We start from the raw sequence: 22,867 nt of genomic DNA on the forward strand, positions 1-22,867 counted from the left end.
CATGCAAAAGAAAATACTAATAACCGGGTCAAATGGTCTTTTAGGTCAAAAATTAGTTCAATTATTATCTCAAAAGGAAAACATTCAATTAATTGCTACTGCTGTTGGAGAGGATCGTCTAAAAAATGAAACAAAAAATTACATCTATGCATCCATGGATGTTACCAATGAAGAAAATATTCTAGCCATTTTTGAAACATATCAACCAGATGTATTGATTCATACGGCGGCCATGACAAACGTTGATACCTGTGAAACAGATGCCATCGGTTGTCAAAAATTAAATGTCGACGCAGTAGCATATCTAATTAAGGCATGCCAAAAATTTGACACATTCTTCTGTCATCTTTCGACTGACTTTATTTTTGATGGAGTAAATGGTCCTTATACGGAAGAAGCGGTAGCAAATCCCATTTCAATTTATGGTAGTAGTAAATTGAAAGCGGAAAATTTACTCATTCAATCTAAAATCCGCTGGGCAATCGCACGAACGGTATTGGTATTTGGTATCGTTTCAGACATGAGCAGAAGTAACATCATCCTTTGGGTGAAAAAATCATTGGAGGAAGGTCAGAAAATCAAAGTCGTGACGGATCAATTTCGAACACCCACTTTAGCGGAAGATTTAGCGATTGGCTGCTGGCTAATAGCCGATAAAGAATCAGAAGGAATATTTAACATTTCCGGATCCGATTTTCTAACACCCTACGAAATGGCCATAAAAACAGCTGAATTCTTCCAATTACCAAAAGAATTGATAGAAAAAGCGGATTCATCTACTTTTCAACAAGCTGCGAAAAGGCCTCCTAGAACGGGTTTTATTCTGGATAAAGCAAAAAAGCTCCTCGGATACAATCCAAGAAGCTTTGATGAAGGTATCGCGCTAGTTGCTAGTCAAGTGGCTGATCTTCAGCGGAAAAAAGTGTAATGGGTTTTTCCTTTTGTTCAGGCAATAAATCTAAATACTTATTTTCTTCTTGAAGAACTTTCCAAAGCACATCTTTCAATTCTTGAATACCTTGTTGAGTAATAGACGAAATAAATACCAAAGGTAAATCGGAAGGTAAACTAGCACGCATTTCGTCTTCCATTTCAGGAATGGATAAATCCATTTTAGAAACAACCAAAATTTTTCTTTTGGATACTAAATCTGGATTAAATTTCTCTAATTCTCCTTCTAGGATACGATATTCCTCTCCCCAATCTTTGGCATCGGAAGGGATCAGAAAACATAAAATAGAATTTCGTTCTATATGTCGTAAAAATCGTAATCCTAAACCCTTACCTTCAGAGGCACCTTCTATGATTCCTGGAATATCGGCTACAACAAATGACTTATAATCACGGTATTCAACAACACCCAAATGTGGTACAAGGGTGGTAAATGGATAATTAGCAATTTCAGGTTTAGCGGCAGACATGACAGAAAGCAAAGTAGATTTACCAGCATTTGGAAAACCAACAAGACCGACATCTGCTAACACTTTCAACTCCATGACAACCCAAAGATCCAAACCGGCTTCTCCTGGTTGGGCATGACGAGGGGATTGATTGGTAGAAGATTTGAAATTATGATTTCCCAAACCACCTCTACCTCCTGGAAGAAGTAAAACCTTTTGTCCGCTTTCTGTTACTTCTGCTAAAAATTCATTGGTTTCTGCATCCTTCACAATTGTTCCTAGGGGCACTTCCACATAAATATCTTCACCTTCAGCGCCTGAGCGTCTTCCCCCCTCACCACTTTTACCGCTATCGGCGATAATGTGTTTTTGGTATTTTAAATGGATCAAAGTCCAAAGCTGTGGATTACCAATTAAATAGATATGTCCTCCACGACCACCATCGCCGCCATCTGGCCCACCTTTGGGTACGTGTTTTTCTCTTCTAAAATGAGAAGAACCACTCCCTCCGCGACCGGAGCGTAGATTAATTTTAACGTAATCGATGAAATTTGATGTCATGTTTCTTTTTTAAAGCGCTTAGCCTTCAATGATTTGAGTAATTTGCTCAAATATATGTTCAATATCACCAATACCATTGATGGACTTGAATTTCCCTTGCGACTCGTAATAATTCGCTACAGGAGCTGTTTTATCTGTATATTCTTGTACTCTTTTACGGATTAATTCTTCATTTTGGTCATCTGCTCTGCCAGAAGTTTTACCTCTTTCTAATAAACGTTGAGTCAATTCTTCTTGGTTAACTTCCAAAGAAATCATTTCTTTGATCGATAAATCATGACCATTCAATAATTGATCCAAGGCTTCAGCTTGAGCAACTGTGCGTGGAAAACCATCAAAGATGAATCCTGCAGCTGCTTTATTTTCGTTCAGTTTATTTTCAATCATTCCTATTACGACAGCATCTGGCACTAAAATTCCTTGATCCATCAATTTCTTTGCTTCTAAACCTAAGCTAGTTCCTGCTGAAATTTCCGCACGAAGCAAGTCGCCTGTTGATAAATGAATCAAATGATACTTTTCAATTAATTTGGCCGATTGAGTTCCTTTTCCTGCACCTGGAGGACCGAATAAAACAAGATTTAACATAAAAAATACGGGAGATTAATGCGAATAAAATAACAAAAATGAGCTACAAAGATAATGAGAATCAGTCGATAATACTAAAATAAATTACTGTAAACGTTTACATTCTTGGAATTGTATAATTTAAATATTTTTTAGGAAAAAATAATTGTAAAAATTCGTGGAAGATATAGCATTGAATTAATTTTTCATTATTTTAGCACCCATATTGCCGGTAAAAAAGGTTTTTATCGGAATTAAACAAACATATTTTTTTATGAAAAAACAATTTTACATTAGCCGAGTGGTCTTCCTGATGGCTTTGATGCTTTCCTTGTCATGGATCGCATTTGGTCAAGACCGAAAAGTAAGTGGAACTGTTTCTGATGCCAAAGGTCAGGGCATTCCAGGCGTATCTGTGTTAGTGAAAGGAACTACAACAGGTACTTCAACAGACGTGAATGGAGCTTTCTCTATTAACGTAAAAAGTAACAACGCTGAATTACAAGTTTCTTCTGTAGGTTATCTATCTAAAACTGTTTCAGTGGGTAGCAAGTCCAGCGTAGCTGTTACATTGGATGAAGACATCAGCCAATTGAACGAAGTTATTGTAACAGGTTACGCATCTCAACGTAAAAAAGACATCACAGGTGCTGTTGCTGTCGTTGGAGCAAAGGAATTGACTGCAGTTCCAGCTGCTTCAGTAACACAAATGTTACAAGGACGTGCAGCGGGTGTGACCGTTGGTAATGACAACTCACCAGGTGGAGGAACAATGGTTCGTGTACGTGGTTTTGGTTCCATTAACAACAATAGCCCTTTATACGTTATTGATGGTGTACCTACTCAAGGTACATTGAACCAAATCAACCCAAATGATATCGAGTCTATGCAGGTATTGAAAGATGCTTCTGCAGCTTCTATCTACGGTGCTCGTGCAGCGAACGGGGTTGTTATCATCACCACCAAACGTGGTGGGGAAGGTGAGCCTAAAATCAACTTTGATATGTACACAGGTACACAAGATGTTGGTAAAACGTTGGATTTATTAAATACCAAAGAATTAGGTCAATACTATTATGAGTCAGAAATTGGTGCAGGAAAAACTCCAGGTACCTCTCCTTCTGTTCAATATCGTTTTGCTCCAGATGGATCTCAAACCATTGCAGATTACATTTATCCAAACGTTTACGGAACGCTTCCAGCGAACTATACCTATACCAATGACATTACTGATCCTGCTTTAGGAAAAACAGCTTTTAATATAACTAAAGCGAACAAGGAGGGAACGGATTGGCAAAAGGTAATTTTTGGGCCTGCTAAAATCTCTAATTATCAATTAGGAGCAACAGGTGGTTCTAAAAATGGTAAATATGCGATCTCAGGTAGTTATTTCCAACAAGATGGTATTTTGAAATACACGAACTACGAACGTTATTCTGTTCGTGCGAATACTGAATTCAAAAAAGGGAATTTAACTTTTGGTGAAAACGTAACGATCTCCTATGATGAAAGAGTTGGTGTACCAGCAGGTAACAATAACGAATCAAACCCTATCATGTTTGCGATTCGTGTTCAACCAATTATTCCAGTGTATGATATCACTGGAGGTCCGGTAGAATTAGGAGGAACTAATACAAATAGATTGAATGGTTTTGCAGGTTCTAGAGGATCTAACTTAGGTAATGCTCCTAACCCGTTTGCTAGACAGTACAGAGAAAAAGATAACATTACCAAAGCAACGCACATTTTCGGTAATGCTTTCTTGGAATATGAAATCATTAAAGATTTAAAAGCTCGTACTAGTTTCGGTTTTGAATACAACAACTACAATAACTCTTCTTATTTTAACAGAGATATTGAGGCTGCTGAGCCACGTGGATCAAACAGTTTAACGGTTACTAACCAATTTGATAGAGCTATCACTTGGTACAATACTTTAAACTATGCTAAAACACTTAAAGATCACACCTTTAATGTATTGGTAGGTACTGAATCAGTTTCTACATATGGATTTGGATTCAATGCGGCAAGATCTAACTTTGCTTTTGATGATATGTCCTATCGCTATTTGAACAACGGAGCTGCTGCTGGTTTAGCTAACTCAGGTTCAGGAGCAACCATCACAGCATTGTTCTCTCAATTTGGTAAGGTGAACTATTCATACAAAGAATTATTATTAGCTGACTTTACGATCCGTCGTGATGGTTCATCTCGTTTCGCACCTGCATATCGTTATGGTGTATTCCCTGCATTCTCAGTGGGAGCACGTTTAACTGAATTGGAATTCATGAAAGGATTAACATTCATCAATGACTTAAAAGTTCGTGGTGGTTGGGGTAAAACAGGTAATCAGTTGATTCCTAACGTATATAATGCTTACACATTATTTACACCAGATCCAAACAATAATGCTTACGATATTTCTGGTACAGGTAATTCTATTGCATCAGGATTTGACATCGCACAATTCGGTAATACAAATGGTCGTTGGGAAACCAATACATCTACGAACATCGGTTTTGATGCTAGTTTGTTAAACAATAAAATTGACGTTGCATTCGACTGGTATACACGTACTACATCTGATATGTTAACACAAGTACCTATTCCTAAAGCTGCCGGATCGGCAACTATTCCATATGTAAACATTGGAGAGGTAAACAATACAGGTATTGATATCAACATCACTTATCGTGATCAAATTGGTGACCTTAGATATTCCATCTCAGGACAATATAGCCAGTACAAAAACAATGTTGTTAAGTTGAATGAAGATCCAAATGCAACTATTTTTGGATTCTCTACTCGTCTACCTGCTATCTCGGTAACAAAAGCAGGATTACCAATTGCAAGTTTCTATGGTTATGTTGTTGAAGGTGTAATTAAAGATGCGGCAGAAGCTGCTTCAGCAGTTCAAATCCCAGGATATACTCGTGCGGGTGTATTCAAATTTAAAGACGTAAATGGTGATGGAAAAATTTCTGCGGCGGATAAAACAATCATCGGAAATCCTCATCCAGACTTTACTTATGGTTTAAATGTTAACCTAGGATATAAAAACTGGGATTTAACCGTATTTGCTCAAGGTGTTCAAGGAAATGAAATTTTCAATTACTTGAAATACTGGACTGACTTTAATACATTCCAAGGTAACCGTTCAAAAGACATGTTATACAACTCTTGGAAAAAAGAAGGAGATGTTGCTCAATTGCCACGTTTAAATTCAAATGATACTTTTAGTCAACAAATTTCAAATTACTTTGTTGAGGATGGTTCATACATGCGTTTAAAAAATATCCAATTGACATACAACGTACCTTCAACCATTTTGAAAAAAATCAAATTGAGCTCGGCACAAATTTATGTTCAAGGTCAAAACTTATTTACTTTCTCAAAGTATAAAGGTTTAGATCCTGATATCAACATTAGAAATTCAGGAGCTGATAATCAAGATATCCATATGGGTATTGATGAAGGTTCATTCCCAGTTGCTAAATCTTATAACATTGGTTTAAGAGTTGGATTTTAATTGAAATATCATTTAAAATAAATTTAAATAAAAATGAAAAAGTTAATCATATTCGCATTAATAGCGACAGTCGGAATGAACTTTTCTTGTTCAGATAGTTTCTTCGACATACAGCCCCAGGGTGCGGCATCCTTAACATCACTATCCAACAAGAATGGAGTAAATGCCCTTTTAATTGGCGCATACTCTCTTTTAGATGGTGTTGGAGCAGGAAATACAGGCCGTCAATCGACCATTTCAAATTATGTATTTGGTGGTATTACATCAGGTGATGCAGTAAAAGGTACAGATGCTGGTGATCAACCAGAACAAAGTTACATTGAGCAATTCAACTGGTTGTCTGACAATACCTATTTCTTAGGAAAATGGCAACATACGTATGATGGAGTTGCTCGTGCAAATGAGGCCATCTTATTAGCTAAAAGCGCAGATGTAAAAGACATGACAGAAGCAGAAAAAACACAAGTTGTTGCTGAGGCTCGTTTTTTACGTGGACATTATCATTTTGAAGGTAAGAAAATGTGGAACATGATTCCTTACATTGATGAAAATACCTACAAACGTGATGATCCAAATTCAACTAAAGTACCAAATGATCAAAATATTTGGGGAAAAATTGAAGAAGATTTCAAATTTGCAGCTGCCAACCTACCAGCTACACAAGGTCAAAAAGGTAGAGCTACAAAGTGGGCTGCTATGACTTATTTAGCGAAGTCTTATATGTTCCAAAAGAAATTTGATTTAGCTAAACCTTTATTATTGGATGTTTTACAAAACTCTGGTAAAAAATTAGCACCCAACTACCATGATAACTATAGAAATATCACTAACAACAACATCGAATCAATCTTCGAAGTTGAATTCTCTGTGAATGATGGCTCTACAGGTAACAATGGTAACGCTGGAGATAACTTAAACTGGCCTTACCTTGGAACTGCTCCAGGTGGTGGATGTTGTGGATTCTATCTTCCTTCTCAAAACTTAGTCAATGCTTTCAAAACTACAGCAGATGGTTTACCAATGATTGGTAACAATAAAGCAGGTTTGGAAGATACTTACAATGATGTTGATTTAAGTAATGACCAAGGTGTAAAATCTAATGAGGCATTCAACTTAGACAAAACAGTTCCAGTTGACCCTCGTTTAGATTGGACAGTTGGTCGTCGTGGTGTTAACTTTTTAGATTGGGGCCCAATGCCAGGTCAAACTTGGATTCGTGACCAAAACTATTCTGGACCATACACAGGTAAAAAATGGATGTATTACAAAGCTGATGAAGGAAGTTCTACACACTCAACTTCAAAACGTGCTGTAAATAACAACTATCGTTTATTGAAGTTGTCTCATGTAATTCTTTGGTTAGCTGAAATTGAGGCGGAAGCTAAAAATTTAGACAAAGCAGAGGAATATGTGAACATGATTCGTGACCGTGCTAAAAGAGGTTCTGTACAAGATGCAACTATCAATACAGTAGTTAATCCTTATCCAACTGGAACCTTTGCTTCAAGAGGACAAGACTTTGCATTAAATGCAGTTTACATGGAAAACCGTTTGGAATTCGCCATGGAAGGTCACCGTTTCTTCGACTTAGTTCGTTGGGGAATTGCATCTGACTTCTTGAACAAAATGTATCTTCCTAAAGAAGCTGTTAGTGGAAAAGATAACACTGGTAGAACATATACAAAAAGAGGTTATTTAGCTGGTAAATCATTTACTTCTAAAAATAGTTACTTCCCTCTTCCAAATGATGAGATCTTAAACTCTCAAAAAGATGGAAAACCAACATTGAAACAAAATGATGGATATTAATCCAAAATAGTTTTCATGTTCTAAAAAAGGTCAGAATTAATTTTCTGGCCTTTTTTGTTTTAATGAAAACGGGAAATGAGAAGAGAGAAAACGGAAAGAGAGAAAACGAGAAAAGAGAAGATAAGAAGAATCTTACCTTTTACCTATTACCTATTACCTTTTACCTATTACCTTTTACCTATTACCTTTCAACTACTACCTAACACCTCTTACCTATCACATTTTTCCTTATATTTGAAATAAAAAAACATGCTTTCAGAATCATTTGACCAAATAGTCAATCGTAGAAGATCCAATAGAAGATTTGATCCAACATACATAGTACCAGATGAAATCATCGAAAAAAGCTTACAAAGATCTATTTTATCACCTAATAGCAGTAACATGCAATTATGGGAGTTTTATTGGATCAAAAATTCTGAGACTAAAAAGCGATTTCACGAATTATGCTTAGGTCAATCTGCTGCTAAAGATGCTAGCCACCTGGTCGTTTTTGTTACACGTAAAGACCTTTGGCCCAAAAGAGCCAAATGGAACTTGGAAAGAATCAAAGAAAATATCAAGGGAGAACCCTCTAAAATGGAAAAAAGAGGGTTACAATATTATGGCAAATTAATGCCTTTAATCTATCGAAGTGATATTTTCGGAATCAATACCTTAATCAGAAAAAGCATTTGCTTTTGGATGGGATTAAGAAAACCATTTATGCGATTTGGCGGAAAGGCTGATCAACGGGTGATGACCCATAAATCCTGCGCCCTAGCTGCACAAACTTTTATGTTATCCATCGCTGCTGAAGGATTAGAATCTTGCCCTATGGAGGGATTTGATTCAAAGAGAGTCATCAAAGAATTGAATCTTCCTAGCGGTGCAGAAATTAATATGATCGTCTCAGTAGGAAAAGGAACCGAAGAAGGCATTTGGGGTGAAAGATTTAGAGTACCTTATGAAGAGGTTGTATATGTAAGATAAGGTGTTAGTTATTAGGTATTAGGGATTAGTGTTTCTAAGCATTATTTGGTAAAAATTATTTTTTAGATAATTTCTCTATCAACTTAAAACTATTAATGCCAATTAAGGGTTAAAAAACATAAAAATCATTCGCTATAAAAATTTATTTTTGGCCAACTCTTAATCCTAACGAAAGATTTGAACGAAGCGGTAGGCGGAGCTTTGACAATGCGCATGGGCTCTGTGCGACGGGGTCAAAGAAAATAGCTGAGAGCGAGAGTGAAAATCGTTCCGCTTGCGGATTCGTCTTGGATTAAGCAAAAGAAAAAAGTTTTTTTGTTTCTTTTTTTTTAAAAAAAGAAATGCCACAGAATAAGAATTAGCCGGTAAATTGCATTATAATCCAGGATTGGACTTATCCTCAATCGATTAATACTGAATTTAAGTGCTTATTTCAACCCTTAATTCGCATTATTAACTAATCCCTAATAACTGATCTTCACTCTTCTCAATGCTTCTCTCTTGCTAAGTAAAGCCAAATGGTTGGATTCCACGAATTGAATTACCCATTCAGGATCAGTTCTAGCATATTGACGCAGCGACCAGCCGATGGCTTTTTGAATAAAAAATTCTTTGGAAGAACTTAATTGATGGATGACGGATGCCAATAATTGTGTATCCGTTTTCGATTTATACAATAACTGAAAGATAATACATACGCGTTGTAGCCAAAAATTTCCTGAATTCATCCATCGGGAAATCCAATGTTCTTTTTGGTCTGGAAACATCAAGAAATAGGGACCTATGATCTTGGGAGCTAGTACATCAACTACATCCCACCAACTATTTTTCAAAATCCATTGTTCAACTAATCCAGGTATTTGTCCATCCCATTCTTTTTGCTTTTTCATTAAGAATTCCATCGCGATGTAATGAAATTCTCGCTCATTTTTGTCAAAAAGTGCAGTCGAAACGGAAAGCCAATCTTCCTGCTTCCCAAATTGTTTATACAAATCGACAAAAACTGCATGTCGCTCTGTTTTTTGAATTCCCAAAAAGGCAAATTGATTGCGCATGTATTTAGTCATCCAAAAAGCATTTTCTGAATTTTGAAGGACCGAAAAAGACTCTTCTAATTGCTGAATGAATGAACTCATTTATTGGTAAAAAATAAATCACCTTTTAAACCACTCGGATCAACCGACCATTTTGAAGCATCAAAAGGTTTATAACGAATATCGACAAAGTTAATTTCATGGAAATTTTTCCAAACTATTCCTCGCTTGTCCAAATCACGAATTCGATTTGCAGATAAATTAGTTACTTCAATTTCAATGTGATTCTTGGTTTTCAATATGCCTTTAGGTATTTGAATTTGAAAGGGTAAAGCCCAAATTTTTCCAATTTCTTTGCCATTGATCCGAATATTCGCCCAATCTTTTAATTCACCAAGATGTAAAATTAAAGCATTTTGTATCTCATTGGCTGTCAACTCAAAATCAAAACTATACGTTCCAGTACCCCAAAAACGATGCGTAGCCGTGTCGTTTGTCCAATAATTCAAATGATCTAATAGTTGAGATTTAGGCAATTCAGGAACGCCTTTTACAAAACTAAGTTCTATTGCTGAACTTGGTGTAATGGCTGTTTGAATTTCCAAGATCTTAGGTCCTGCCTTCAATAGTTTTTTAGCCATTTGTGTTCGAACAATGACAGATTCTCCTGGCAATATTTTCAGTGGAATTCCTTCTATTTTATCCGGACTAACTTGCCATTTTTGACCAGATAAGGGATTTTCGATGGCATAAATATTCGCTTTTCTTGCTAGCTTAAGCGTTGATTCGGAATAGGTATCAGACAAATTACTTATGAAGTATATATAACCTTGAGAGGCTTTTTTACGAATGAATGACAGTCCTAATTCACTCATTTCTTCTTTCGAAACACCTTTTTTAGCTAATAAATCACGAGGATCAGAAAGTACATTCATCACTAATGATTCACGCGCTAGATTCCATTGTGCTTTTTGTTCCTCTGTTTCATTCCAAATAAGATTTTTCTCAGGTAATTTTTCCAAAAAATAGACAGGATAACCCTTCTTTATCCAAGTTGCCAAAAGTTCTAACGTAGCTATTGACAAATAATTAATCGGGGGAACCAAAAGTGTTTTATAGGTAATACCTGATTGGGAAGAAAAGGTTTTATTAGTATTCAAAGTCAATGTTTTCAACAATTCATCCGAAATATAATCCGTTTGATATCCCCTATTTTGCAAAACCTCAGCCCATTTTCCAAAAGGAGTATTTTTTAGCCAATTTCGACTATTGGCATGTAAATCGAGTGTATGAATTTTGCCTTTACCATTGCGTTGATGCCAAATCTCTTCCATGGGAAAATACAAGAGAAGGTCAGAATCAGTTTGATGGGTTTGTAAAATAGCTTGACAAGTTTCAATGTATTTGTTCAACTCGGGCAAGACTTCCCAAAAATGACTTTGTGGATTAAAATTAGTACTAGCATAGAACAACCAACCTGGCCAAGCGATTTCAGGTGGAGAATATGTTGCACCATGGTAAAACACATGATTAACTCCACCGATGAATACCTCATCAATGATGGGTTTAACCTGAGATAAGGAAACTTTGAAATGATTACCCAACCAAGTAGCTGTTTCACTAGATACCAATTTTTTGCCTAGTAAATTAGCCGCTGAAGATGCCAATTTTAACGCACGAACATCCGGAATTCCAAAGGTGGTACTATCATAATCTGGATCCACCCGATAATTGGGAATTTTATAAGGTTTACTACCAAAAAACTCTGCTTCTGGAATATCCACTGATCCATATAAATCAATCAGGTTGCCAGGAGATCCATGTGCTTGATCCCTACTCAAAAAACCCATTTCATTCGCCCAAGAAGCAAATGGTTTGGTAAACCTTTGTAAGAGCAAGGAAGAAATTGTTCGATGATAATCGGCCCAAATTTGATTATTTGACTCTTTTTCTGTCTGACTCTCGAGTAACACATCCAAATGAGCTCGAAGATCGTAGCCATTTTGTTGTTGAAACTGCTCAAAAAAATCACTTGTCCAATTAGCTCCATAGGCTTCATACGAATCATTGTATATAGCTCTTAACGGAGATTTTGATTTTTTCAATAAAGAAGTAAATGGCAATTTATATGCATCAAATGCGTCTTTACTAAAATGGTCCATGACTAATCCTTCTCCACCGGGAGCGGCTCGTTTAACCATTTGTTTGGTCAAGGTTTGATACATTACATAAATTTGGGTAGAATCAGATGCAGCTTGCCATTTTATTAATTGATTGGTGCGGTATAGATCGAATAAATTTTCTTTAAATTTTCCTTGTTCAAAAACCGAAATGGCTACTAGACTCGAACCCGGATATTTAGCTAATGAATTATCTAAAGCAGGTAATGAAGTACCTTTTGGTAATTGAATTTTCAATATTTGATAGGCTTTGGCAGCTTCTAGCGGAGTAATTTGAGGGCCGCCAAATGGCCAACCCGTCCCCAAAGTCATATCAATTCCTAAATTCAACCTTTTTGCTTCCTTTAAGGTAAAAGCAAATTTAGATTTCCAATCATTGGACAAATAAGGCAAAAATTGATTTTCAAAACCTTTTGCCCCATAAATCGGAATAACATGAAGACCGCCAAATCCTGCTTTAGCAAATGCTTCCAAATTATGAGTAATTCCTTTTTCAGTCACGGCACTACCTGGCCACCACCAATAAGCCCAAGGCTTAGAAGTAGAAAAAGCAGCAGGTTTTTGACCCACTGCTTTTAAATTTATCATAATTAATAATAGGAAAATCGGCAATAAATTCTTCATGTTAAATCCATTGATTAAACAAATCGACCTAAAAGGTTTTCTAAATATTCTTGTTTACCTGAGATCATCGCAGGTTCACCAATTTCTGTTGCAATTTGGAACAAATCTTCCAATTTCAATTTTCCTGCTTCGTATTCAGCACCTTTGCCTTGATTAAAGCTTGCGTATCTAGCTGCTTTAAATTTGGCTAATTCACCATGTTTTTGAATTTTATCTGCGATCAATAAAGAACGTGCTATGGTATCCATTCCTCCAATATGTGCATAAAACAAATCGGCAGCATCGGTAGAATTTCTACGACGTTTGGCATCAAAATTGATACCACCGCCAGCTAATCCGCCTTGATTCAAGATGATAGACATGGCTTCTGCCCATTCGTATATATCGATCGGAAATTGATCAGTATCCCAGCCATTTTGGTAATCACCACGGTTAGCATCGATGGAAGCCAACATACCTGCGTCAGAAGCCACTTGGCATTCATGAGCAAAAGTATGACCGGCCAAAGTAGCATGATTTACCTCTAAGTTTAATCCAAATTCAGACAACAAATCAAATTCACGTAAAAAACCAATTACCGTGGCTGCATCATAATCATACTGATGTTTGGTCGGTTCACAAGGTTTAGGTTCAATAAAGAACTTACCTGTAAAACCATTTCTTCTTGCATATTCCACACAAGTATGTAACATTCTTGCAAAATGCTCACGCTCACGTTTCATATCAGTGTTTAAAAGCGTCATATATCCTTCTCTACCTCCCCAGAACACATATCCTTGGCCACCTAATTTGATGGTAGCATCGATTGCACCTTTTAATTGAGCACCCGCATGCGCCACAACATCAAAATTCGGATTGGTGGAAGCTCCATTCATGTATCTTTCATGCGAAAAAAGATTTGCTGTTCCCCAGAGTAATTGAACCTTACTTTCAGCTTGTTTCTTCTCAAAAACGTCCGCAATAAATTTGATTCTTTCAGAGAATTCTTTGGCATCATTGCATTGATCAATGGCATCCACATCATGAAAACAGTAATAAGGAGCCCCAATTTTGGTTATAAATTCGAAAGCCGCATCTGCTTTGTCTAATGCACGTTGCTTGGGATCATTGGAAACATCCCAAGGGTAATGATGGGTACCTGGACCAAATGGGTCTGCACCATTTCCACAAAATGAATGCCAATAGGCAATCGCAAAACGAAGGTGTTCCTTCATGGTTTTGCCCGCAACTATCTGATTTTCATTGTAATATTTAAATGCTAAAGGATTATCCGATTCTGGTCCTTCGTATGAAATTTGATCAATTCCTTTGAAATATTCTTTTTGTCCCACTAAAACACTCATACTAAATAAAATTAAGTTTTGCTTGAAAGTCTAAAACTACAAATTCTTACCAAATAAATGACATAAATGTCAAAAAAAATAGCACAGAATAGCACAGGAAAATTTGTATTTCAAAGACAAAATCCCAAATGTCTCCCGCTTTCTAAAAACTTTTTTATAGATTTGAGAAAACTATATCAACAAAATGTTAAAAAAACTCTACCTATCAACAATTTTAAGTCTACTTGCTTTTATTTCTTTTGCTCAACCAAGTACGACAACTTACAATGCCAACAATCGGTTTGAGCAATTAGAATCTACTCTACCAACTCCGAATTCATATCGTACTGCGAGCGGATCACCAGGAAAAGATTACTGGCAACAAAGAGCTGATTATGATATTAAAGTCGAATTGGATGACATTAATCGTAAGATAATTGGATCTGAAACGATTACTTATTTCAACAATTCACCCGATGAGCTTCCCTATATTTGGCTTCAGTTGGATCAAAATTTATTTGAAAAGGGAGCGGATGGTAAAACTTCTAAAACGGGAAGCATCAATGGAGCTATCAGTGCTTCAACTTTTAAAGAATTGACCGATCCGAAAGATTATGGATATAAAATCACCTCTGTAAAAGACATCAAAGGAAATCCATTGCGCCATACGATCAACCAAACGATGATGCGTATTGATTTACCTACCCCTGTTAAATCGGGTCAATCAGTCAGTTTTGCGATAGATTGGAATTATTTAATCACTGAATATTATGGTCGTTCGGGCTATGAATTCTTTGAGAAAGATGGAAACGCAAATTATTTTATTGCACATTGGTTCCCTAGAATGGCTGTTTACAATGATGTTTATGGCTGGCAACACAAGCAATTTTTAGGTCAAGGAGAATTCACTTTGAACTTCGGAAATTACAGAGTAGAGATTACTGCACCGAATGACCACGTTGTTGGCGCTTCAGGTGAGTTACAAAACCCTACCAAAGTTTTATCCGCTACCCAATTAAAACGTTGGGAACAAGCCAAATCTGCTACTAGACCAGTTTTGATGGTTAGTCAAGAAGAGGCTGTTCAAGCAGAAAAAGGAAAGCCAACGGGTAAAAAAACCTGGATATTCAAAGCTGATAATGTAAGGGATTTTGCCTTTACGTCTTCTAGAAAATTTATTTGGGATGCCATGCAAGTAGAAGTGGAAGGCAAGAAAGTGATGGCCATGTCTTATTATCCAAAGGAAGGAAATCCACTTTGGGGTAAATATTCAACTATGGTAGTAGCGCATACTTTAAAATCCTATTCAAAACATACAGTTGCCTATCCTTATCCAGTGGCCATTTCTTGCCATTCAGTAGCAGGTGGAGGGATGGAATACCCCATGATATCTTTTAATGGAGGTCGTCCGGAAGCGGATGGAACATACTCTGAAAATGTAAAAAATGGCATGATTGGTGTGATTATACATGAGGTGGGACATAATTTCTTTCCGATGATTATCAACTCCGATGAACGCCAATGGTCATGGATGGATGAAGGTTTAAATACCTTTTGTCAATATTTAGCCGAACAAGAATGGGATCGTAATTTTCCAGCAAGAAGAGGTGAAGCTCAAAGCATAGTTCCTTATATGCGTTTGGATTCCAAAAATCAGGTCCCTATTATGGCCAATTCAGAAAATATCATGGATTTTGGTAATAATGCCTATGCAAAACCGGCAGCTGCATTGAACATTCTACGTGAGACAATCATGGGGCGTGAATTATTTGATTATGCATTCAAAGAATATGCACGTAGATGGGCATTTAAACAACCCTACCCTGCTGATTTCTTCAGAACCTTGGAAGATGCCTCAGGTGTTGATTTGGATTGGTTTTGGAGAGGATGGTTTTACGGAACAGAACCGGTTAATCAATCCATTGAAACTGTTGAATGGTTTGGTGTAGATAACCAAGACCCGATTGCAAAGAAATCAAAAGACAAAGAAACATTTGATGCTAAGCGTCAAACGATGTCGAATATCAGAAATAAAACGGATATCAAAGAAACGGTGGTAGAAAAAGAAAGCGATATGAATGATTTCTACAATACCTACGATCGCTTTGCTGTTTCGGAAGATGAGAAAAAGAAATACCAAGATTACTTAAAATCGTTGAATGAGGAAGAAAGAAAATTAGTAACTGGCGGAAAGAATTTTTATGTGGTAAATTTCAAGAACAAAGGCGGTCTGCCGATGCCTGTTATCGTGAAATTAACTTTTGAAGATGGAACCGATCAGGTAATGAGATTCCCTGCTGAAATTTGGAGATTGAATGATGTACAAGCTAAAAAAATCATTCCGACAGATAAAAAAGTAGCCAAATGGACATTAGATCCTTACTACGAAATTGCGGATATTGATACCGATGACAATGCGTATCCAAGAGAAGCTGCTCAACCAACACGTGTACAATTGTTTAAAATGAATAGACAAGGTCCACCTAATCCAATGCAAGAGGCTCAAAAAGCTAAAACGAATGGTGCAGCTGTTGGTGGTGCCAAACAATAATTTTAAAACAATCATTCAAATGTGTGTTTGTGATCAAAGAATCGCAGGCACACATTTTTTTTATACAAAAAATAACTTCAAACAAGCTATGACTAGTACCACACCCAAGATATATTTAATCCATTTGGAAGAAGCATAATTGGCCCCCCAAGTTGATCCTAAAACTCCGCCAATCAAAGAGGCAACAATCATAAAAATCAAGTAATTCTGATCCAAGGCTATCCATTTTTTAACTCCCAAAAGTCCGGCGGAAGAATTGACAAAGATAAATAAAGCTGAAACGGCAGCGGTTTCTTTCATTCCTCCCCAAGCAAACAGTAAAACAATTGGACTCAATAAAATACCACCACCAATTCCGATCATACCCGAAATCAATCCAATGATGGCACCAATGAGTAATCCTGCCCAAATAGGAACCATTGTTTGATTTTCTTTGCTTTGATATTGAAATAACATGCGAAGAACTGCGAAAAACAAACAAACTGCCAAGACTTTTTTATACGTAGAATCGCTTAATAACCACTGAGCGCCAATATAAGACATGGGGATACTTGTGATGGCAAATGGCCAAAAGCTTCGCCATTTGAAAAAACCTTGCCGATAAAATTGAGCGAAGGAAATCAAAGAAACACCCAAATTTAAGATTAAAGCACTTTGCTTCATTAAGGCTGGCGTTACTGAAAATAGGGCCATAACGGCTAAATAACCACTTGCTCCACCATGACCCACGGATGAGTACAAAAAGGCCATCACGAACAAAGCGAAGATCAATAATAGGTAGTTTTGGTTAAGTAATTCTAACATGTTACTTTTTCAACAACAATTGAATATAAATCATCATTTTTTCCCAATTCGGAACACGAATTCGTTCATTTTTGATCACATCGACAGGCATGGATTTGATTTTTTCAAATAAGCGAATGTAGTATTCATAGGCTAAACGAACACCCTTTTGTGCGTTGGAAGGTAAATCTTTAATACCTCTCAAACCCGCATCGAAATCCAACTGAATATCATCTTCTATTTCTTTTTTCTGAGCATCCGTCATGGTTAAATAATCGATTCCCGGAAAATACACTCTACCCCTTTCTTCAAAATCGGATCGAATATCTCTCAAAAAGTTAATCTTTTGAAAAGCCGAACCCAAGGCACACGCATCATTTTTGAGAAAATCAAAATGGGCAGGATTGCCTTTGCAAAAAACTCGTAAACACATCAAGCCAACTACCTCCGCAGAGCCATAAATGTATTTTTTGTATTCCGATTCATCATAAATGGTTTCTGTCAAATCCAACTCCATGGAATACAAAAACGCTTCAATAAATTCATGATCAATTTGGTATTCATTCACCACTTCTTGAAAGCTTTGTAAAATAGGGTTTAGACTGATTCTTTCATCGATGGCTAAATAGGTTTCAGTTTTAAATCGTTCAAAAAGTACTTTTTTATTATGATTATGAAAAGTATCCACAATTTCATCCGCCAATCGGACGAAACCATAAATGGCATAAATGGGATCATGAACTCTTTTATTTAATGTACGAATACCCATGGAAAAGGAGGTAGAATAGGCATTTGTAAGCAATTTGCTGCAAGCCAAAGAAACTTCTTGATATAAATCCATATTAACCTTTTTTTAATTCTTGATCCAATTCCTTAGCTACTACTAAACCGGAAATCAACGCAGGAGGTACACCCGGTCCTGGAACTGTCAATTGCCCTGTGTAATACAAATTATCCACCTTTTTATTTTTCAAACTAGGTTTCAAAATGGCTGTTTGCATGAGCGTATTGGCCAAACCATAGGCATTTCCCTTAAAAGCATGATAATCTGATATAAAATCTTTGTGTGCATACGAACGTTTAAAGACGATGGAATCTCTTATAGAGGTTTCACAATAAGCCTCTAAACGATCCATTAATTGATCAAAATATTTCTCTCGAACCTCTTCTGAATCATTTAAATTCGGAGCAACTGGTATCAATAAAAATACATTTTCATGACCTTCAGGTGCTACACTCGGATCCGTTACCGAAGGAGCTGATGCATAAAACAAAGGATCAGAAGGCCAAGTAGGCTCCGTATATATTTCATGCGAATGAATCGAAAAATCCCGATCAAAAAACAAATTATGATGTTTAAGTTTTGGTAATCGTTTATTGACACCCAAATAAAATAAAATAGAAGAAGGGGCCATGACTCTTTTATCCCAATAAGATTCGGAATAATTCCTGAATTGATCACCTAAAAGAGTTTCAACATGGTGGTAGTCGGCACTTGCAACGACAGCATCTGCAAAATGAATTCCATTTTTCACTTTTACATGAGCGATTTGATTATTCTGCATTTCAAAACCCGTTACTTCTTGATTATAATGGATTTTCACACCCTTTTCTTTGGCCAATTCCACCATACCCTCTACGATTTTATGCATCCCTCCCATTGGATACCACGTCCCCATGGTAATTTCTGCATAGTTCATCAAACTATACATGGCAGGCGTATTTTGGGAAATAGCACCTAAAAATAGGATGGGGAATTCCATCAACTTCAATAAAGTTGGCGACTTAAAATACTTTCGTATGTGGGTATAAAAGGATTGAAAAACATCCAATCGGATGACATCAATCAATAATTTCAAGCTTAAAAATTCGGAAATTTTACGTGATGGTTTCCAAACAAAATTGCTAATACCCACACGATATTTATAGGCAGCTTGTTCCAAAAAAGCTTCCAATTGTTGGGAGGAACCCGGTTCAATTTGGTCAAAAAGTGTTTTAAGTCCATTCAAATCGGCGGGTAAATCAATGACTTCCTCGGGAGATAAAATAACAGAATAAGAAGGATCTAATCGTTTGAGTTGGTAATAATCGGAAGGTTTTTTCCCAAACTTCGCAAAATAGGTTTCAAATACATCTGGCATCCAATACCAAGATGGACCCATATCAAAAACAAAACCATCCTTTCTAAAAACCCTTGCCCTACCTCCAGCTTGTTCGTTTTTCTCAAAAATCTCTACGTCGTAACCCCAATCGGCTAATTGAGTAGCGGTTGATAAACCTGAAAAACCTGCACCAATTACTATTACTTTTTTCTTTTTTGCCATTGTCTAAACCATTATTAGCATTGTAACAAATATAAGCAAATTGCTTAGTTATTATTACAAAATATCCATTGTCATCAAACTAAAACCCAATCCTTTAAAAAAAGAAAAAGTCAGAAATGTTCTGACTTTTTACTAATTCTTATGTTAACCAAAAACTAATCTAAATACTGAACCCCTAAGCATACATTTTCAGCTGATTTTTCAATTCTTTTCGAGCGATATGTATGCGATTTTTTACTGTACCAATTGGTAAATCAAGCTCTTCTGCAATTTCATGGTATTTAAATCCATTAAAGTACATCAAAAACGGAGTACGGTACATTTCATCCGTTTTTGAAAGAGCTTTGTTAATATCCTCTCCCACGAATGAATTTAAAGCTAAATTTTCTTGAAGAGAATCACTGGAATTAATGAAGTGTAAATTATCTGTTGTGTCTATAAACGTATTTCTACGAACCATACGTTGATACTGAGTAATAAACGTATTTTTCATGATCGTAAACAACCAAGCTTTAAGGTTGGTACCATCGGAATATTTTTCACGATGTGTGTATGCCTTTACTAAAGTATCTTGAATAAGATCATTCGCATCATCTGAATCTTTGGTCAGACGAAGTGCAAAAGGCTTCAAAATTTTGGAAAAATTTCCCACTTGGTAAGTAAATTCTAAGGCAGTCATTTTGTATTGCTTTAAAGTTTGTTTAACAAATTTATAAAAAGATTAAACAAAACAATATTTTTTTTATTTTTTTTTCATCGACGCTACCCGACAAGTCATCTCCTTGAAAAGAAAATTCATCTTTTAAGAGATATAAAAACATCAAAATAATACCAATAAGCTGTATATTAGACCTTCCATTCTTTTTGGAAAAATACTTTAGATGAGATTTAGACTCCAATTATTTCTTTTAATTTTCTGCATTGGGCTTTCCTTAAAAGCACAAAATACCTGTCAATGCACCTTAAAGGGTACCGTAATTTCCAAAGAAAGTAATCAAAAAATCGCCAATGCGACTGTTTACCTGAAGGGTACAAAATGGGGAACGAAGTCAGACGCCCAAGGAAATTACCAGTTGAAAAACATCTGCACAGGCACTTATGAATTAATTTGCGAATTAAGTTCATTTGATAAGCAATCCACATATATCCAAATTAAAGAAGAAAATATTCAAAATTTCGATTTGAGCGAACACGATGAACATTTACAAGAGATCATTGTTTCAGGAAAGAAATCAGAAGCTGGCTTCCAAATGACAGGAAAATTAAGTGAAGAAGAACGTGCCCAGAAGAATGGATTGAATTTGGGAGAAATGTTGAAAGGTATTAGCGGAGTTCAAAGCTTACAAACAGGAAGCACCATTTCTAAGCCCGTCATTCACGGTATGCATTCTTCCAGAGTGATTATTTTGAATCAAGGTGTCCGACAAGAAGGGCAACAATGGGGCAGCGAACATGCACCAGAAATAGACCCATTTGTTTCCAAAAATATCCAAATCATCAAAGGTCCTGCCGGCTTGCGATATGGTGGTGATGCCATAGGGGGTATTGTTTTAATGGAACCTAATGCGCTGCCTGATACAACAGGTATCCAAGGGGAAATACAAAATATCTATTTTACGAATGGTCGCCAGTGGGTACTATCTGGAAGTTTAGAAGGAGGCATTGCCAATTACAAAGGATGGGGATGGCGTGTGCAAGGAACGATAAAAGACGGTGGCAATATTCAAACTGCCAACTATAATTTGGCCAATACAGGTGTTAAAGAAGAAAACTTTTCAGCTCAATTCGGTTATAAAGCCAAAATTTGGGGCTCCGAATTATTTTATAGTCGATTTCACAATGTTATCGGAATCTATTTAGGTTCACATATCGGCAATGTTGGCGATTTAGAAGCCGCAATTTCACAAAAAAGGCCTTCTCCAATTTATACACCTGATCAATTTTTACGAATCATCGATCGACCTAACCAAGATGTTACACATGATTTATTAAAATGGAAAAATTATTTCCGATTTAACAATGGTGGAATAGTAAGAGGAACTTTTGCTTTCCAAAATGATGAACGATTTGAATTGGATGTTCTTCGTGCCGGGAAAAATGTAAACAATTTGAGATTCCAATTGGATACATTCACTGGGGAACTGATGTACGACGAAACGAATACCAACAAAACTTTCAAAGGCCAGTTTGGCATCACCCTTTTGCACCAAGGCAATATCACTTCCGGAAAATCGGTGAATAACCCTACCATATCCAATAGTCTTTTACCTAATTACTTTCAAGATAATATAGGGCTATTTGGGATTGAGAAATTCACTAATGAAAAATATGAATTAGAGGCAGGGCTTCGATTTGATGCCAAAATACTTGAAACACATAAAACATTGGTGAGTTATTCTGGAAAAGCTAAAAGAGAGGAATACGTGTACCATGGTTTTTCAGGAAGTATTGGTGGAAAATACCATTGGAACGATCATTTCGAAAATCAAATAATTCTTGCAAGAGCGTTCCGAGCACCTAGTGCCAATGAATTATTTTCTTACGGTGTCCATCATGGGGCTGGATCATTTGAAATTGGAGATCCATTTCTGAAAGGAGAAACTGCCACGAATCTAAGTTTAAACTCATTGTACACCCACAAAAATTGGGAAATTGAAATCGGACTCTACCATAATTTCATCCAAAATTTCATTTATTTGAGACCAATGGTACGTAATGGTGAACCTGTCTATGTCAGAACGGTTCGTGGAGTATTTCCAGGATTTGAATACCAACAAATCAACGCTACCTTCCAAGGAATTGACGGTAAAATCACTTACCAACTGAATAAAAACTGGTCTTTATCTCAAAAAACAAGTATTGTTCGTGCCTTCGATGTAAAAAACAACCAATACATCGTCAATATTCCTGCCGATCGATACGAATATCAAATTCGATATCAATTCAATCATTCTCAGCAATACATTAGCTTGGGCCTAACGGATGTTTCTCGACAAACAAGAGTAGAGGAAGGCTCGGATTATGCTGCTCCACCAAAAGGATATCAATTACTTGAAATGAATTGGGGAATGAAATACCGTAAATTTGATGTTGGAATACGAGTTAGTAACGCACTCAATTCTGAATACCGCGATTATTTAAATCGGTTCCGTTATTTTACCGACGACCAAGGACGCAATATCAGCCTCAGGGCTAATTACCGAATTTAATA

General features: G+C 36.5%; 15 protein-coding genes. 6 read left to right on the plus strand and 9 right to left on the minus strand.

The features are described 5' to 3' along the window. The first annotated feature begins 1 nt into the window (after window position 1). Window positions 2-928 (plus strand): SDR family oxidoreductase, encoded by a 927-nt coding sequence (locus tag V7S76_RS03585; RefSeq protein WP_459508666.1) that lies wholly within the window; start codon window positions 2-4, stop codon window positions 926-928. On the opposite strand, the gene obgE is transcribed toward V7S76_RS03585, so the two are convergent. Continuing rightward, on the minus strand, window positions 891-1,961 hold the full coding sequence (gene obgE, locus V7S76_RS03590) for a GTPase ObgE (RefSeq protein WP_459508667.1): 1,071 nt from the start codon (window positions 1,959-1,961) through the stop codon (window positions 891-893). The two genes, V7S76_RS03585 and obgE, sit on opposite strands and share 38 nt — an antisense overlap. 18 nt (window positions 1,962-1,979) lie before the next feature. After that, window positions 1,980-2,549, minus strand: a complete 570-nt coding sequence (locus V7S76_RS03595) for an adenylate kinase (protein ID WP_459508668.1) — start codon at window positions 2,547-2,549, stop codon at window positions 1,980-1,982. A 253-nt stretch (window positions 2,550-2,802) separates the two neighbouring features. Between V7S76_RS03595 and V7S76_RS03600 the strand changes: the two genes are divergently transcribed. The 3 genes from V7S76_RS03600 to V7S76_RS03610 all read left to right on the plus strand — a co-directional run bounded on the left by V7S76_RS03600 (window position 2,803) and on the right by V7S76_RS03610 (window position 8,838). Then, complete coding sequence (locus tag V7S76_RS03600; RefSeq protein WP_459508669.1) at window positions 2,803-6,057, plus strand: SusC/RagA family TonB-linked outer membrane protein; 3,255 nt, start codon at window positions 2,803-2,805, stop codon at window positions 6,055-6,057. A 33-nt stretch (window positions 6,058-6,090) separates the two neighbouring features. Further along, window positions 6,091-7,866 carry a RagB/SusD family nutrient uptake outer membrane protein gene (locus V7S76_RS03605; protein ID WP_459508670.1) on the plus strand — a complete coding sequence of 592 codons (1,776 nt, stop codon included), beginning with the start codon at window positions 6,091-6,093 and terminating at the stop codon, window positions 7,864-7,866. Between the two features lie 249 nt (window positions 7,867-8,115). Then, entirely contained in the window at window positions 8,116-8,838 is a 723-nt protein-coding gene (locus tag V7S76_RS03610; RefSeq protein WP_459508671.1) for a nitroreductase family protein, read from the plus strand. 464 nt (window positions 8,839-9,302) lie between these two features. Here V7S76_RS03610 and V7S76_RS03615 read toward each other — a convergent pair whose 3' ends face one another. From V7S76_RS03615 to xylA, 3 genes are read right to left on the minus strand one after another with little or no spacing between them, the layout of a single operon-like run. Beyond that, window positions 9,303-9,974: a DNA alkylation repair protein gene (locus tag V7S76_RS03615; RefSeq protein WP_459508672.1), complete on the minus strand. Its 672-nt coding sequence runs from the start codon at window positions 9,972-9,974 to the stop codon at window positions 9,303-9,305. Then, entirely contained in the window at window positions 9,971-12,640 is a 2,670-nt protein-coding gene (locus V7S76_RS03620) for a glycosyl hydrolase (RefSeq protein ID WP_459508673.1), read from the minus strand. Before V7S76_RS03620 ends, V7S76_RS03615 begins: the two co-directional genes overlap by 4 nt. Before the next feature lie 50 nt (window positions 12,641-12,690). Then, complete coding sequence (gene xylA, locus V7S76_RS03625; protein WP_459508675.1) at window positions 12,691-14,019, minus strand: xylose isomerase; 1,329 nt, start codon at window positions 14,017-14,019, stop codon at window positions 12,691-12,693. A gap of 184 nt (window positions 14,020-14,203) precedes the next feature. On the opposite strand from xylA, the gene V7S76_RS03630 reads away from it, so the two are divergent. After that, complete coding sequence (locus V7S76_RS03630) at window positions 14,204-16,549, plus strand: M1 family metallopeptidase (protein ID WP_459508676.1); 2,346 nt, start codon at window positions 14,204-14,206, stop codon at window positions 16,547-16,549. Between the two features lie 60 nt (window positions 16,550-16,609). Here the strand turns inward: V7S76_RS03630 and V7S76_RS03635 are convergent, their stop codons facing one another. The 4 genes from V7S76_RS03635 to V7S76_RS03650 all read right to left on the minus strand — a co-directional run bounded on the left by V7S76_RS03635 (window position 16,610) and on the right by V7S76_RS03650 (window position 20,335). Next, window positions 16,610-17,353, minus strand: coding sequence for a sulfite exporter TauE/SafE family protein (locus tag V7S76_RS03635; RefSeq protein ID WP_459508677.1), 744 nt, complete (start codon window positions 17,351-17,353; stop codon window positions 16,610-16,612). A gap of 1 nt (window position 17,354) precedes the next feature. Further along, window positions 17,355-18,173 (minus strand): phytoene/squalene synthase family protein, encoded by an 819-nt coding sequence (locus V7S76_RS03640; RefSeq protein WP_459508678.1) that lies wholly within the window; start codon window positions 18,171-18,173, stop codon window positions 17,355-17,357. Window position 18,174: 1 nt separating this feature from the next. Beyond that, window positions 18,175-19,656, minus strand: a complete 1,482-nt coding sequence (locus V7S76_RS03645) for a phytoene desaturase family protein (RefSeq protein ID WP_459508679.1) — start codon at window positions 19,654-19,656, stop codon at window positions 18,175-18,177. Between the two features lie 175 nt (window positions 19,657-19,831). Further along, entirely contained in the window at window positions 19,832-20,335 is a 504-nt protein-coding gene (locus V7S76_RS03650; protein ID WP_459508680.1) for an RNA polymerase sigma factor, read from the minus strand. Window positions 20,336-20,537: 202 nt separating this feature from the next. Here V7S76_RS03650 and V7S76_RS03655 point away from each other — a divergent pair, with 202 nt between their 5' ends. Further along, window positions 20,538-22,865, plus strand: coding sequence for a TonB-dependent receptor (locus V7S76_RS03655; protein ID WP_459508681.1), 2,328 nt, complete (start codon window positions 20,538-20,540; stop codon window positions 22,863-22,865). Window positions 22,866-22,867 lie beyond the last annotated feature (2 nt).

The organism is Aquirufa sp. ROCK2-A2, assembly GCF_054558485.1.

Coding starts and splice junctions, on each gene's coding strand:
- V7S76_RS03585 (WP_459508666.1), top strand. CDS start 2: ATGCAAAAGAAAATACTAATAACCGGGTCAAATGGTCTTTTAGGTCAA.
- obgE (WP_459508667.1), bottom strand. CDS start 1,961: ATGACATCAAATTTCATCGATTACGTTAAAATTAATCTACGCTCCGGT.
- V7S76_RS03595 (WP_459508668.1), bottom strand. CDS start 2,549: ATGTTAAATCTTGTTTTATTCGGTCCTCCAGGTGCAGGAAAAGGAACT.
- V7S76_RS03600 (WP_459508669.1), top strand. CDS start 2,803: ATGAAAAAACAATTTTACATTAGCCGAGTGGTCTTCCTGATGGCTTTG.
- V7S76_RS03605 (WP_459508670.1), top strand. CDS start 6,091: ATGAAAAAGTTAATCATATTCGCATTAATAGCGACAGTCGGAATGAAC.
- V7S76_RS03610 (WP_459508671.1), top strand. CDS start 8,116: ATGCTTTCAGAATCATTTGACCAAATAGTCAATCGTAGAAGATCCAAT.
- V7S76_RS03615 (WP_459508672.1), bottom strand. CDS start 9,974: ATGAGTTCATTCATTCAGCAATTAGAAGAGTCTTTTTCGGTCCTTCAA.
- V7S76_RS03620 (WP_459508673.1), bottom strand. CDS start 12,640: ATGATAAATTTAAAAGCAGTGGGTCAAAAACCTGCTGCTTTTTCTACT.
- xylA (WP_459508675.1), bottom strand. CDS start 14,019: ATGAGTGTTTTAGTGGGACAAAAAGAATATTTCAAAGGAATTGATCAA.
- V7S76_RS03630 (WP_459508676.1), top strand. CDS start 14,204: ATGTTAAAAAAACTCTACCTATCAACAATTTTAAGTCTACTTGCTTTT.
- V7S76_RS03635 (WP_459508677.1), bottom strand. CDS start 17,353: ATGTTAGAATTACTTAACCAAAACTACCTATTATTGATCTTCGCTTTG.
- V7S76_RS03640 (WP_459508678.1), bottom strand. CDS start 18,173: ATGGATTTATATCAAGAAGTTTCTTTGGCTTGCAGCAAATTGCTTACA.
- V7S76_RS03645 (WP_459508679.1), bottom strand. CDS start 19,656: ATGGCAAAAAAGAAAAAAGTAATAGTAATTGGTGCAGGTTTTTCAGGT.
- V7S76_RS03650 (WP_459508680.1), bottom strand. CDS start 20,335: ATGACTGCCTTAGAATTTACTTACCAAGTGGGAAATTTTTCCAAAATT.
- V7S76_RS03655 (WP_459508681.1), top strand. CDS start 20,538: ATGAGATTTAGACTCCAATTATTTCTTTTAATTTTCTGCATTGGGCTT.